The organism is Streptomyces sp. NBC_00876 (assembly GCF_045207435.1).
In the GTDB taxonomy this organism is placed as follows: domain Bacteria; phylum Actinomycetota; class Actinomycetes; order Streptomycetales; family Streptomycetaceae; genus Streptomyces.
The window spans coordinates 8,370,966-8,384,438 of the sequence record NZ_CP108800.1 but is presented as its reverse complement, the minus strand read 5'-3'; the positions used below and the strand labels follow the sequence as shown (position 1 = coordinate 8,384,438).

Annotated in this window: 10 protein-coding genes; 3 read left to right on the top strand and 7 right to left on the bottom strand. The window is 69.2% G+C overall.

The genetic code is table 11. The features are described 5' to 3' along the window. Window positions 1-54: 54 nt before the first annotated feature. The 5 genes from OG782_RS36570 to OG782_RS36550 all read right to left on the bottom strand — a co-directional run bounded on the left by OG782_RS36570 (window position 55) and on the right by OG782_RS36550 (window position 3,684). The gene (locus OG782_RS36570; RefSeq protein WP_406458574.1) at window positions 55-888 is read right to left on the bottom strand and encodes a PIG-L family deacetylase; all 834 of its coding nucleotides are present in this window, start codon (window positions 886-888) and stop codon (window positions 55-57) included. A gap of 492 nt (window positions 889-1,380) precedes the next feature. After that, a complete protein-coding gene (locus OG782_RS36565; RefSeq protein WP_406458572.1) occupies window positions 1,381-1,791 on the bottom strand; it encodes a tail fiber domain-containing protein in 411 nt (136 codons plus the stop codon). 23 nt (window positions 1,792-1,814) lie between these two features. Beyond that, on the bottom strand, window positions 1,815-2,129 hold the full coding sequence (locus OG782_RS36560; protein WP_406458570.1) for a hypothetical protein: 315 nt from the start codon (window positions 2,127-2,129) through the stop codon (window positions 1,815-1,817). A gap of 177 nt (window positions 2,130-2,306) precedes the next feature. Next, complete coding sequence (locus OG782_RS36555) at window positions 2,307-2,954, bottom strand: 2'-5' RNA ligase family protein (RefSeq protein WP_406458568.1); 648 nt, start codon at window positions 2,952-2,954, stop codon at window positions 2,307-2,309. Window positions 2,955-3,033: 79 nt separating this feature from the next. After that, window positions 3,034-3,684, bottom strand: coding sequence for a TetR/AcrR family transcriptional regulator (locus OG782_RS36550; RefSeq protein ID WP_406458566.1), 651 nt, complete (start codon window positions 3,682-3,684; stop codon window positions 3,034-3,036). Window positions 3,685-3,806: 122 nt separating this feature from the next. Between OG782_RS36550 and OG782_RS36545 the strand changes: the two genes are divergently transcribed. Both OG782_RS36545 and OG782_RS36540 read left to right on the top strand, forming a co-directional pair. Next, the gene (locus tag OG782_RS36545; protein WP_406458564.1) at window positions 3,807-4,505 is read left to right on the top strand and encodes a hypothetical protein; all 699 of its coding nucleotides are present in this window, start codon (window positions 3,807-3,809) and stop codon (window positions 4,503-4,505) included. Window positions 4,506-4,715: 210 nt separating this feature from the next. Continuing rightward, window positions 4,716-4,904 (top strand): hypothetical protein, encoded by a 189-nt coding sequence (locus tag OG782_RS36540; protein WP_406458562.1) that lies wholly within the window; start codon window positions 4,716-4,718, stop codon window positions 4,902-4,904. A 351-nt stretch (window positions 4,905-5,255) separates the two neighbouring features. On the opposite strand, the gene OG782_RS36535 is transcribed toward OG782_RS36540, so the two are convergent. Next, on the bottom strand, window positions 5,256-6,461 hold the full coding sequence (locus tag OG782_RS36535; protein ID WP_406458560.1) for an esterase-like activity of phytase family protein: 1,206 nt from the start codon (window positions 6,459-6,461) through the stop codon (window positions 5,256-5,258). A gap of 332 nt (window positions 6,462-6,793) precedes the next feature. Between OG782_RS36535 and OG782_RS36530 the strand changes: the two genes are divergently transcribed. After that, the gene (locus OG782_RS36530) at window positions 6,794-10,528 is read left to right on the top strand and encodes a S8 family serine peptidase (protein ID WP_406458558.1); all 3,735 of its coding nucleotides are present in this window, start codon (window positions 6,794-6,796) and stop codon (window positions 10,526-10,528) included. A 67-nt stretch (window positions 10,529-10,595) separates the two neighbouring features. On the opposite strand, the gene OG782_RS36525 is transcribed toward OG782_RS36530, so the two are convergent. Continuing rightward, complete coding sequence (locus tag OG782_RS36525; protein WP_406458556.1) at window positions 10,596-13,448, bottom strand: glycosyl hydrolase family 95 catalytic domain-containing protein; 2,853 nt, start codon at window positions 13,446-13,448, stop codon at window positions 10,596-10,598. Between the last annotated feature and the right edge of the window lie 25 nt (window positions 13,449-13,473).

Sequence of the window (13,473 nt, the reverse complement as noted above, 5' to 3'; positions counted from 1 at the left end):
TCGAAAGTACCGTCTGCCCGGCCAGGGCCATGCGGCCCCGGCCGGGCGGGCGGATCAGCGCAGTCCCGCGAAGAGATCGTTCTCGGGGACGGCCGCGCCGGTGGTGTCCTTGACACGCACGAACGTCTCCACGCCCATGAACTCGCCGAACCTCTCCCTGCCCATCTTGAGGAAGAAGATGTTCTCTCCCTGACTGGCATGCGCGGCCAGCGAATCGAATTTCTGACCGCTGAATGCGGTGGTGTCCACCCACGTGGTGATCTCGTCGTCGGGGAGGCCGATCTCGGCCATCGCGGCGGCCTCGGCAGGATCCGGCTCCGGCATGTCGGGATGAAACTCGCGGATGATCTCGCCGAACCGCTGCATGCCCGAGCGGGGCATCGTGGTCCAGTACACCTTCGGTGTCAGCTCGGTCATCTCGAGCGCCGCCATGGTGATGCGATGCGCCTGGATGTGGTCGGGGTGGCCGTAGAAGCCGTTCTCGTCGTAGGTGACGACCACATCGGGCCGGTAGTGCCGCATCAGCTCCGCAAGGCGGGCGGCGCCCTTCTCCACGGGGGTCTGCCAGAAGGATCCGGGGGCGTCGTTGCTCGGCCAGCCCATCATCCCGGAGTCGGCATAGTCCAGCATCTCCAGGTCACTGACCTTCAGGACGTCACAGCTCGCCTCGAGTTCTTGACGGCGCATCAAGGCCACAGCCGCCGGATCGTGCCCGGGATCGCCCGGCTTGACGCCTTCCGGTCCGTCACCGCAACCGCCGTCGGTACACGTCACAAGAACCGTGCGGATGCCCTCCGCCGCGTACCGCGCGAGGACCCCTCCGGTTCCGGTGGCCTCGTCGTCGGGGTGGGCATGCACTGCCATGAGGGTCAAGGGCCGGTCAGTCATGAAACATTCCTCCAGCAGAAATACGTCTTTGGCCGAGTGAGCGGCGGCGTTCCGCGATGACGGGGCCCGGTTCCTGCCGGAGCGGACCACCTGATTGTCTCCGTGTTTCCCGCCCGCGTGGCACCGGTCCCCCGCTCGATGCAACAGTGCGAGCCGGACCGGCTGTTCCCGCCCCGGCGTATTGATCTTCCGGGCGTCGGCGTTTCAGCGCGAACAAGGTACGGGCGCGACTCTGCACGTCTCAGCTCCACGCCGGATCTCACTCCCATCCGGCACCTGCCGTGCGATTCCGACACGAAATCTGAACCCCAACATCGCCAGGTCACGGAACTGATCCCTCCTGCGTCGGCCGTAGAGATGTGCTGCTTGAGACGCCAGGGGCGGGCGCGCCCCCCGCTTTGGGGACTGCTTCGTTGTATCCGTGGCGTGCGAGCTGGAGGCTCGGCGGATTTCCGGTGATACGCGCGTCAGCTCATGTTCGGGGCCGGTCCTTCATACCGGGTCGGCGGCTCCGGGGGCGCGGGGGCTGCGTGCCGGTGGACCTTGGGCCCGTAGGGCCGCGACTTCGTTTCGTAGTTCGGTCAATTCCCGGTGCAGTGCCTGGATAGCGACGATGGCCACGCCGTTGGCATCGGTGCAGCAGATCGTTCGGTCGTTCTCACCGACCCCGAACGCCTTCCACCAGTCCTGCGCCATGGGCCCCAGATGGCGCACGTGTGGCGGGTCCCAGTGGTAGCGCCAGGTACTGACCGGCAGCTGCACCACCTGCTCCAGCACCTGGTAACCGTTGACCGGGTCGCCGCCGCGCACCGCCCCCGGCACGGCATCGGACGCCAGACCGGCCGCGGATGCGCCCTGCCCCGGGCGCATCCTGGCCAGGGCCGGCATCCATGTCCTGGCCAAGGAACCCTTCATCCGACGGTAGTTCATCGCTCCCAGACCACCGCGGTGACCTCGGTCTTCAGCCCGCGGTCCGAAAAGAGCAGGCTGCCCCCACCACCGCGGTTCTCAGGGCTGTTCACCGGCAGCTGGACCAGACCGCTGCCCACCCCGCTGCTGTACGTCGTCACGCCGACCGCGGTGACCTCACGCTCCTTGTTGATCATCGTGGTGTCGTGAGCGGCATTGCCCGCCGCCAGAATGTTCGTGCTCGCGACGGCCGGAACACTCGCCGCACCTGTACCCGCAGCCGCGGTGGCAGTCAGTACCAGCAGACGGCGGGCAACACGCTTCGTGAACATCAGGCATCCTTCCGGCCGGGACGCCGAGTGCGTCCGCGACACCCCTAACGGCCTAATGCCCCAAAAGGCACGTAGGTCCGCGCACCTCTTCACGTCTTCCAGCCCGATGCTCGTAGCAGCAATCACCACAGCCAGGCGGTGGAATGCCCACCCGGGGCAGGGGGCCCGGGGGCGAGGTCATGCCGGCACCCCTGCGAGTGGCACAGCGGCGATCGGATTCCATCTGATGTGCGCGCCGTCGTGCCATTGCTCAACGAGGTGCAGTCGGTCCACGACCACAGTCCCGGACAACGGCTGGGCGATGGCGGCCAGCGCGGCCTTGAGGCTGACCGCGTCGATTGCCTCAGCGCCGTCCGAGGCGTAGGCGAGCGACATGTGCGGGTAGCGGCTCGGTGCGGCCTTGAAGTCCGCTCCGGCGCAGGCCGTCACCTGGGTGACGGCGTTCACGATCTCGGTGAACGGCAGTCCTGGCCATCCGCCGATCTCGATTCCGACATTGCCCACGGAGGGCCGGTCGAACGTCAAGGTGAAGGGCCGCACCGTCTGCGCGTAGCGCCCGACTTCCTTGATGAGCGCGTCCGTGTCGACGTCACCGCTGCCCAGTCCGACCGCGTGCAGAAGCGTGCAGTGCATTCCACTCACCGGCACGCCTTTCAGCCCCGGCGAGGCAAGTCCCTTGTACGGCACCGAGAGAGATCCGGCCTCATCAGGGGTCGGCAGAATGTGCCAGTGCAGATCGCGACGGCCCGGCGGCCAGAAGCGTCCCACCCGCTCAAAGAAGTTCTCCACTGTCTCTTCCCCTCTGTTGACCGGTATCGCGCCCATCCTCGTTGCCGTACAGGGACGGCAGACTCCGGCGCCGCTGGGCAAGTCTCCCGCCGCCGCATTCGCCCGCTCCGCAGCCTCAGCCGGGCGCGGTGCGACGGCGGTCGGAAGTGAGCAGATAGGCGACTGCCATGTCGCTCAGTTCGTCCGCGTACCGGCGTCGGGCAGCGTCTCCGGCAGGACTGTCGGGGCGCAGGGAGTCATGGAAACAGGCGCCGAGGATGGCACGGGCCACGGTGTCCAGGGCAGTCTCCGCATCGGAGCGCCGGATCCGGTCCGTGTAGGGGCCTGCCGCTTCGAGCAGGAGGCGGTGGATTTCGGTGATCGTGCGGGCCCCCCGGTCCAGGGCTCGCGTTCCCCGTGCATGCATCAGTTCAGGAAAGAGCCGGCTGCTGTCGGCGAAGGACTGCAGGAGTGCGTGCGCGTATGCGTCCAGGACTCCGGCGAGTGACGGCTCGGCGGCCCGCAGTTGCTCGGCCACGTACTGCTCGCGTCGTTCCAGCATCCGTTCCGTCAGGGCGTTGATCAGCTGTTCTTTGTCCTCGAAGCGACGGTAGATCGTGCCGACCGAGACGCCCGCGCGTTCCGCGACGCCGGTGATCGTCATCTCGCCCAGGCCGGAGGAGGAGGCGATTTCCTCGGCCGCCTGCAGCACACGCGCCAGCGTCGCGGCGCTGCGTGCCTGCCGGGGTGCCCGGTAGGGCGCTGGGCGGTCTGGCTCCTCAGTCATGTCACGCATCGTATCGGCGGCGGTCTCACCAGGTTCTTTGACAGGTGGGGCACCCCTCTGGGTACCCTCAAGATGCGAATGTGAATTCACATTCGCATGAGAGTCCTACGGGAGGTTCGCGAATGACCGACACCCAGACATCTCCGCTCGTGACCGTGACGCTGGAGTCGGGGCCCAGCAGCGCCGGGAGCATCGACGACTTCGAGCTGTTCTATGCCCGCCGCGCCCTCGATCGCTTCAGGACGCGGCTGGGACGCCAGGGGCTGCTCGACCTCCTGGCCGCGGACATCGAGGAGGGCAACGCCTTCCTGCGGGACGGTGCGGCCGCCTCCGACGGCCGCTTCACGGCAGGCACGACCGTGCTCACGACGCGGGGCCTCACATCGGGCGCCTTCCTGGCCTGGATGGACAAGGCCTTCGCGGGCGACGAGAACGCGCTCCTTGCCGCACACCCCGAGCACTACGTGATGACTCCCGGGGCCTACGGATCGTTCAACGTGGTGGAGAACATCGGCCCCCACGTCTGCTCCTTCTACATGGGCGGCTGGGGAACGGACGCGATGGCCTGGGCCGAGGACGCGGACGAGCTCCTTCCCGAGTCCGACTTTCCGCACAAGATGTCCTCGAACCTCTTCCTCGCCGACGGTACGGTCGTCGGGCGGGCGCTGACCCAGTTCGGTGACACCGCTGACGGGTTCACCGCGAGCCTGACCGTCTACGCGCCCACCGCCTGCCCGCAGGACGTCCTGGAGCACCATCTGCGGCACTACGCCGTCGAGTTCAGGAACTGGATCACCGCTGCGGCGGTCGGCCGCGCCTGAGGTCTCCGGCCGGGCGCCGGGCCCGGACGGCCCCGTACGATCCGACGTCCGGCCGGTAGACCATCCGGTCTGCCGGCCGCACGCACCTCGGCGGCACGGACCACCGCCCTGCATCCTGGGCTTCTTCAGCTGGTCCACCGCACGAGCGCCGACGCGCTCCCCAGTCCCGAGTTGTCAGATCCGGGTGGGAAACGAGGAAGCGGTCGAGTCGTGGCTGCTGCGCGGGAGGCCGCAATCGTTCCGTGCGCCGGCACGCCCCGCGACGAACAGTTGCTGTCCCGGGCCACGGTCACCCCCGCACCACCGAAGCGCGCCGTGCCCCTGGTGCGCCGCGGCGATCGCGTACTCACACCGCCGGAACAGGCATTCGCCGACCTGGTCCGAGCCCCGGCCGAGTAGCCTTCCTGACGGACCGTCAATATGTGATGTACGCGCTCGCTCCCGGCCGGCTCACGTCGAGCACGCCTGCCCCTGAGGGCGACCTCGTCTCATCAGTGGTCCGCGCGGTCGCCCTCCTGCTCGGCGACCAGCGTGGTGGCGACCCAGAAGGCGTCGTAGTTGTGGAGGCGGGCCGGGCCGCGGGCTCGACGCGCCACTGCGGTCACACGGCGCCCCGGGCGAACTGCAGATCCGGAGGTGTCCGCCCGTGCCCTGGCTCCCGCGTTCAGCGGTCCTGGACTACAGGCAGGCCGTGGCGCCGGCTGGGCGCCACGGCCTGCCCTCGGACGAGCCGGGGTGAAGCAGCTGGTGTCAGCGGGTGCGGATGCCGAGTGCGACAAGCTGGGTGACCGCGTCGTCGGCGAAGTTGTCGTCGCTGACGAGGAGCAGGCTCCGCTCGCCGCCCGGCAGGGCCGGACCCCAGGTCATGCCCTCGGTGTTGTCGACCGTGGACAGGCCCAGGTCATGGAAGTCGGCGACCAGCTTCTTGCGCATCGGCAGGACCTGGCGGCCGGCCAGGGAGTCGAAGGCCTGCACCTCGGTCGCTCCGCGGGTGGTGGCGTCGTAGAGACGGATCTTGTAGCCCGAGCCCGCCACCCAGCTCCGTTCGAGTACGAGGTAGCGGCTGGGGTCATCGGGGAACGCGAGGATCGAGGGCACCCCGGTGTCCGGCGGCCAGGGGCTGGACGGGTCGGACTCGGCGAAGATCGGGTCGACGGGGTAGGCGAACTGTCCGAGCACTCCGCCGTCCCGGCTCTGCTGGGTGACGCGGACCAGGGCTCCGTGTTCCAGGGTGGGATCCGGGCCGTCCTGAAGCAGCGGCCCCTCGACGGCGCTGGTCACCACGCGGTCCCTGTCCCCGAAGGTGAACGCTTCGACCGCCTTGTTCCGCCGGGGACCCCGATCGCCCAGGGTGACCTCGTAGTTGGCGGGCAGTGGCAGTTGGCCACGGTAGGCGCCGATACGGTTGGCGAACTGAATCGACGGCTGGATCACCGGTTGGCCGGCCGAGGTCGGCCGGTCGCCTTCCTGCGCCCACCAGTACCGGCAGCTGCGCGGGTCCACCCGCACCTCCTCCGGGTCCACGGCCTTCCCGTCGCCGACGCTCGCCGGCGGGTAGACCGATCCGTCCGGCTGAAGGAACGGGTGGGTGCCGGTGAAGTCGACGGAGTGCACACCGGCGCCGTCCAGCCTGATCCTGGCGGTGTAGAAGCGGGCGGGCTGGAGATTCGAGCGGTCGTCACTGATCATGACGTACTCGCCCGTGCACGGATTGCGGTCGATGCCGGAGAGCCCGCCAACCGTCGTGTCCCGGAAGGCGAGTTTGTACGGAACGATCTTCTCGCCCAGCAGCCGGGCCTTCGCCCCGAGGGCGGACTTCACGGCGGGACCGGGCCTCGCGGCGGCCGTATCCGACCGGGTTCCGGTGCCGCTCGGCTGGGCCGCCACCGCGGGGGCCATCGTCGCCGCCAGCACCAGAGCCGTGACAGAGGCACGGCGGATCAAGGAAGTTCTCATGCAATCGATCTTGGACCACACACGCACCGAGCACAGTCCCCCATACGCATGACGAAAGAGTGCAGGGGAGTGAAGCCGCGACAGGTCAGGAATGAGCCATACGACGCAGTCGAGTTGACCACGTCGCACCCGAACAGGGCGTCCGGCTCGGCATGCACGCGCACCACAGCAACCGCCCGCAGGCCATTCCGAACAGTCCGGCCACGGTTGACGGGTCCCCGTCAGGGCGGACATCCGTCAGGGCAGACCGGTCGACACACAACCCACCACCGCGAAAACTCTTCGCAGCACCCGGCACCACCCATCACCGGGTGCGCGGAGGAGAGTCAACCATGACCAGATTATCCGCGAGGCGGAGATGCCGGCTGCTGGCAGCGGGCCTGTCGCTCGTCCTGCTGCCGGCAGGGCAGGCCTTCGCAACCGGGGCATCGGGGACGGCGGGTGCGGGCGCAGAACGCGCAACGCCGCCCGTGCACTCACCCAGCACCGCGCGAACCGTCACACTGATCACCGGTGACCAGGTGACCGTGACCGACCTCGGCGCGGGCCGGAAGTCGGTCGCAGTCGAACGCCCCGAGGGCGCGACCGGAGCGGTTCGCAGCGAGATATCCGACGGCCGGATCACCGTCATCCCCGACGAGGCCCGGCCCTACCTCCAGTCAGGCGCCCTCGACGCCGAACTGTTCGACGTCACCGCTCTGCTCGAGCAGGGGCTCGGAGACCCGTCGTCCGACGGACTCCCCCTCATCGTGACGTACACGAAGAACACCCGGAGCGCGACGCCCCGCGGAACCCGTCAGGTCCGAGGACTGCCGAGCATCGGGGGCGCGGCCGTAAAGGCGTCGGGGTCCGGGGAGTTCTGGCGCGCGGTCGCGTCGGACGTCACCCCCGGGGCACGCGGCGCGACTTCAGGAGCTGCGCGTCTGTCAGGAGGCATCGAGAAGATCTGGCTGGACGCACGCGTCGACGCCGCGATGGAGGCCAGCAACACCCAGATCGGCACCCCCACGGCCTGGGAGGCCGGGCTGACCGGCAAGGGCGTCAAGGTCGCCGTCCTCGACACGGGCGTGGACCTGACCCACCCCGACCTCACGGACCGGGTGAGCGAGACCAGGAGCTTCATCGACGGCGAGGAGGTCGCCGACCGGCACGGCCACGGCACACATGTCTCGTCCACCGTCGGTGGCAGTGGCGCCGCGTCCGCCGGCAAGGAGAAGGGTGTCGCACCCGGCGCCACGCTCGCCGTCGGCAAGGTTCTCGACAACCAGGGGTCCGGCACCGAATCGCAGATCATCGCCGGCATGGAGTGGGCGGCCAAGGACATCCACGCCAGGATCGTCTCCATGAGCCTCGGATCGTCGCAGGGCAGTGACGGCACCGACCCGATGGCCCAGGCGGTGAACACTCTCTCCAAGGACACGGGCGCCCTGTTCGTGATCGCGGCCGGCAACTCCGGATACCCCGGCACCATCGGCTCCCCCGGCGCTGCCGACTCCGCACTGACGATCGGCGCGGTCGACTCCGCCGACCGGCGTGCCGCCTTCTCCAGCCAGGGACCGCGTCTCGGCGACAACGCGCTGAAGCCCGATCTGTCCGCGCCGGGTGTGAACATCCTCGCGGCCCGTTCGCAGCTCGTCAGCGGCAGCGGCCCGTACACATCGATGAGCGGCACCTCCATGGCCACCCCGCACGTCGCTGGCGTGGCGGCGCTGCTCGCCGAGAAGCACCCCGACTGGAGCGGACAGCAGCTCAAGGACGGGCTGATGAGCACGTCCAAGGAGATCGGCGGCACGTCGTACGAGGTGGGTGCGGGCCGGGTGGACGTCCCGTCCGCGATCGGCGCGCAGATCACCGCGACCGGCAGCGCCGATCTCGGCTTCTTCAGCTGGCCGTACGAGGAGAACAAGCCGGTCACGAAGACGCTGACCTACACCAACTCCTCCGACCGGCCGGTCACCCTGGCGCTGACGGCCGAGGGCGCTCCCGCCGGAGTGGTCACCCTCGCCGACTCCGCTCTCACCGTGCCGGCACACGGCACCGCGCAGACCACGGTCACCGGTGACGGCACCGCCGCGCCCGTCGGCGCCACCTCCGGCCGGATCCTCGCCAAGGACGGCGGCACGGTCGTCGCGCACACCGCCTTCGGCCTGACCAAGGAGAACGAGCGCCACACCCTCACCATCCACGTCAAGGACCGGGACGGCGCGGCATCCGCCGCGAACCTCGCCGTGAAGGAGCTGGCCAAGGACACGGACGCCTTCCCCGCCCGGGTCGGCGAATCCGGCACGCTCGAGCTGCGGCTGCTGCCCGGCACGTACACCTTGTCGACCTTCCTCGACGTGCGCGGCAGCAGGGGCAAGGACTCGCTGGGGCTCGGTCTGCTCACCGAGCCCGAGGTCACCATGGACCGTGACCGCGAAGTCACCCTCGACGGAACGAAGTTGCGGGAGATCAGGGCCGAGGTGGACCAGCGGACCCAGACCCGTCAGCTGCTGATGAGGTTCGACCGGGCCGCGAACGGCTCGTCCTTCTCCGGGGGCGCGCAGGTCCCGCCGAAGTACGACAGCATCTTCGCCGCGCCGACCCGCAAGCCCGCCACGGGCACGTTCGAGTACCGGACCGTGTGGCGGCTCGGCCGGCCTCAGCTCGATGTCGAGACGGGCGGGTCACGGCTCGGCGAGACCGCCGTGCAGTACGGATCGGACATGTTCACCGGGCACAAGCGCATGGCCCTGGTCGACGCGGGTGCCGGATCCACCGCCGACTACGCCGGCAAGGATGTGGCGGGCAAGGCGGTTGTCGTGCGCTATACCGGAGCGGTCACGACCGTCGAGCTGGCCCAGAACGCCCGTGACGCCGGCGCCGCGGCCCTGCTCGTCACCGACGAGGCTCCCGGACGGCTGATGGCCAACTTCAGCGGGGACGACGGGGAGACTCGCCCCCTGTACAGCGCGACCGTGAACGCAAAGGACGGAGCGCGCCTGATCGAGGCCGCTCGGCTCGGCCAGGAAGTGGAACTGACCGGCACCCAGTTCACGCCGTTCGTCTACGACCTCACGGAGGGATACCCGGGGGCGATCCCCACCGACCTGACGTACCGGCCGGCCAAGAGCGAACTGGCCGTCGTCAAGAACAAGTTCCACGCGACGATGGCTGCCGACGGCGGCGAGTTCCGCTACTCGATCACCGACGCGTTCCCCGTCGGCCTGGGGTTCCAGGAGAAGATCAAGTTCCCGGCGGAACGCACCGACTACATCAGCTCCGGGCCCGGCAAGAACTGGCACGAATCCATGTCGAGCGGCCCGGGCGCCCTTGAGGAGCGCAGCGGCATCGTGCACTACCGTGGCGGCATCCGCACCGGGGTCGACTGGTTCAAGCCTGTCTGGCACCCGTGGCTGGGTACCGGCCTGGGCTGGGGCCAGCAGCGCGCGGGCAACGACCTGCAGTTCAACACGCCGGGCTGGGGCGACTCCGGGCCGGACCACACCGGATTCGGCGAGGTGTACAACCAGAAGTCGCTGACCCAGTTCACCGAGGTCTACGTGGACGGGGTGCGGGTCGACCGCAGGAAGAGCTCGGGGGCGTACGCCCGGAACGTCAAGTCGACCGAGCAGGACTTCAGGGTCGTCACCGACACCACGATGGATCCGGACGTCTGGGGGCTCTCCTCGAAGGGCCACTCCGAGTGGACCTTCAGGTCGTCGGCCACGCCGGCCGACCGGTGGACGTATCTGCCGCTCCTCAACCTCGGCTTCGACGTCGACACCGACATCCGGGGTGATGTACCGGCCGGGAAGCGGCTGGATCTCGGGATCTTCTCCGAGTACGTCAAGGGAGCCCCGGACACCGGGCGGATCACCGGCTCCACGCTGGAGGTCTCCTTCGACGACGGCGCGACGTGGAGGTCCGTCGACCTCGACGGTGTGCGCGGCGAGTCCGCCGCCTGGGCCGGCTCCGTGCGGGTCCCGGGCGACGCGCGGTACATCTCCGTACGGGCCTCGGCCGCCGATGACAGGGGCGGATCGGTCAAGCAGGAGATCATCCGCGCGATCGGCGTGCGGAAGTAGCACTCCGGGTGGGAGCCGGGCCGTCGGGCCCGGCTCCCACCTGCCGCCGGCGTGAGCGCTACTCAGTTCACCGGCCGACGCGGCGCCACTGCTGGCCCGTGCCGCCATCGGCTTCCTGCTGCTCGACCGTCGCACCGTCGGCGGCCGAGTCGCCGGTTATGCCGAGTACCTTGCCGCTCCGCACACAGGTGAGGGTGACGTAGCCGTCACCGGCGTCGGCGATCGTCCACTGCTGGCTGGTGCTGTGCTCGGGCGTCCACGTGGTGACCTTCGCACCGGCCTCCGAGACACCGCCCCAGACGGCCCAGATCAGGGGTGTGCTGCCGTGCGTGGTGTAGATCTCGCACTGCCCCGAGCCCACGGGGACGAACCGGAACTGCTGGTTCAGGGCCGCACTCGGCGTGTACTGGATCAGTCCGGTGCCGTTGGCGGTGGAGGCACCGGGAACGTCGACCGCCTTGCCCGACCGGCGGTTGACCAGCTGGAAGACGGAGTGCTGAGCAGGTGGTGCGACCGTGACGAAGCCGGCGGCGGGGATCGTGACGTGGCTGCTCCACTCCCCGAAGACGACATCGGTGGACCTGCCGGCGGCGCCCCGCAACGTCGCGTCGGTGACCTGGCCGTCCTTCCACCGCATGTCCAGGGTGAAGCCTCCGCGCACCCCTATTCCGGTGACGGACCCGGCGGCGGCCCAGGCACCCGGGAGGGCCGGAAGGAGCTCCACCCGTCCGGGGCGGGACTGCACCAGCATCTGGATCATCGCCACGGGCGTACCGAAGTTGGCGTCGATCTGGAACACGGAACTGCTGCCGAAGCTGTACCTGTCGAACAGGTTGATCGCGCTGCCGTTGCTGAAGTTCACCGACGGCCTCAGCACGTCCAGGACGAGCTCGTAGGCCTTGTCCGCGTGCTTCAGCTTCGCCCAGCAGATGGCCCGCCAGGCGCTGGCCCAGCCGAAGCTCGCCATGCCGCGCGCCTCCAGCAGCCTGGTCGCGCCCGTGACGAGCTCGGCCGGGGAGTCCTCGATGGCGATGCGGTCACCGGGGAAGAGGCCTATGAGCGGTGACAGATGACGGTGCGTCGTCTCGCCGAGGTTGTCGTCGCTCATCCACTCCTCGAGCCAGCCGCTGGTGGTGCTCACCTCCGGCAGGTACAGCCTGTCCTGGAGACCCTTCACCGTGGCGGCGTAGGCGGCGTCCTTGCCCAGCGCGGAGGCCGCGGCGCGGTAGTTCCGGAACAGCTGCCAGACCAGTTCCTGCGCGTAGGTGATCCCTCGCGCGTCCTGCGGCCCGTGCTCCGGTGACCAGTCGTGGTCGTCGACGAGTACCTGCCTCGTACCGCCGGTCGCGGGGTCGGGCACGGTCATCGTGATCAGCCGCGACTCCCAGAATTCACAGGCGCCCTTGAGCAGCGGGTAGATCCTGGCGAGGTGAGCGTTGTCCTGGGTGTACTCATAGTGCTCGTACAGGGAGTTGCACATCCACGCGTTGCCGGCCGGGTGCCACCACCAGCCGTTGCCGCCCCAGATGTTCGTGGAGATCCCCATGGTCCAGCCCGCGACCTTGCCCGAGGTGTTGCGGAAACGGTTGCGGGAGTCCTGGAAGAGGTTCCTGGTGGCCGCCTGCCATCCGGGCAGCTGGGCGACGCAGTAATCGGTGAACGCGTCGAAGCACTCGGGCAGTCCCGCACGGTCGGGCAGCCAGTAGTTCATCTGAACGTTGATGTCGCTGTGGTAGTCGCTCATCCAGGAAGGGGTGTTGGTGTCGACCCAGAGGCCCTGGAGGTTGGTGGGGAGGCTGCTGCGGGAGCCGCACATCGTCAGGTAGCGGCCGAACTGCAGGTAGGACGCCTCCAGTTCGGGGTCGGGCGCCGAGCCGGCGGCGCGGGCCGCGAGCCGGGTGGGCGTGTCCATCGCCCGCTGCGCGGCGGACGAGGTGCCCAGGTCCACCGCCATCCGCTGCTGCAGACGCTGGAAGTCGGAGACGTGGGTGGCGAGCAGCGCGGCGCCGCCGGCCGCCGCCGCCCGCGTCGCCCTGGTGCGGGCGGCGTTCAGGGGCGCGAGCGACGTGTCCTTGTACGCCGTGGACGGGTCGGCCTTGTAGTTCGTGCCGCCGGAGACGACCAGGACCACCTCGGAGCAGCCGCTGAAGGTCACCTTCGCGCCTGACGCCGACACGGTGCCACCGATCCCCACGGCCTTCACCGCGGTGGCGTACTTCAGGGTGTTGGGCAGTGCCGCCGAGAACGACACCTCCGCGGCTCCGGCGTTCGCCGCCACGGTTTCGCCCCGGGTCCCCGACAGGGTCATGGACCCCGTGTAGGTGCCGCCGCCGCTCTGCGTCAGCCTGATCACCACCACGTCGTCGGGGTGGCTGGAGAAGACCTCGCGCCGGTAGGTGACACCGCCGGTCCGGTACGACGCGGTCACCAGGCCGTTGCTCATGTCCAGCGTGCGGCGGTAGTCGCCGACTGTCCCGAGGCTGTGGGCCGGGATGTCGAGCACCGTCTTGGCCAGCATCCCGAACGTACCGAAGTCGCCTGTGCCGTAAGGAAACTGCCCGTCCGACTGGAGCACGGCATTGGCATGGCCGGTCCACAGCGTCGCGTCCGTCAGGACCATCACGTCGTGCGAGGGATCGCCGGTGACGAGAGCTCCCAGCCGGCCGTTCCCGATGGGCAGGCCCTCCTCGGTCATCCGGTTCTCAGCGCCGGGCCCGGTGTACCAGAGCGTCACCGCGTCACCCTCCGGCACGAGCGACAGCGCTTCGGGACGCGATACGGCGGCAGCGTTCCCGGTGAACTCCGGCAGTGACGACAACGCGACCAGCGCGGTCATCGACGCGGCCGCACGCAGTACGCCGCGACGCGACATGCCGGCCTCGTCCTGGGCAGGGTGCTGAGCAGGTGTACGACGGGACATGGACTGCGGCTCCTTCTGGGGCAGC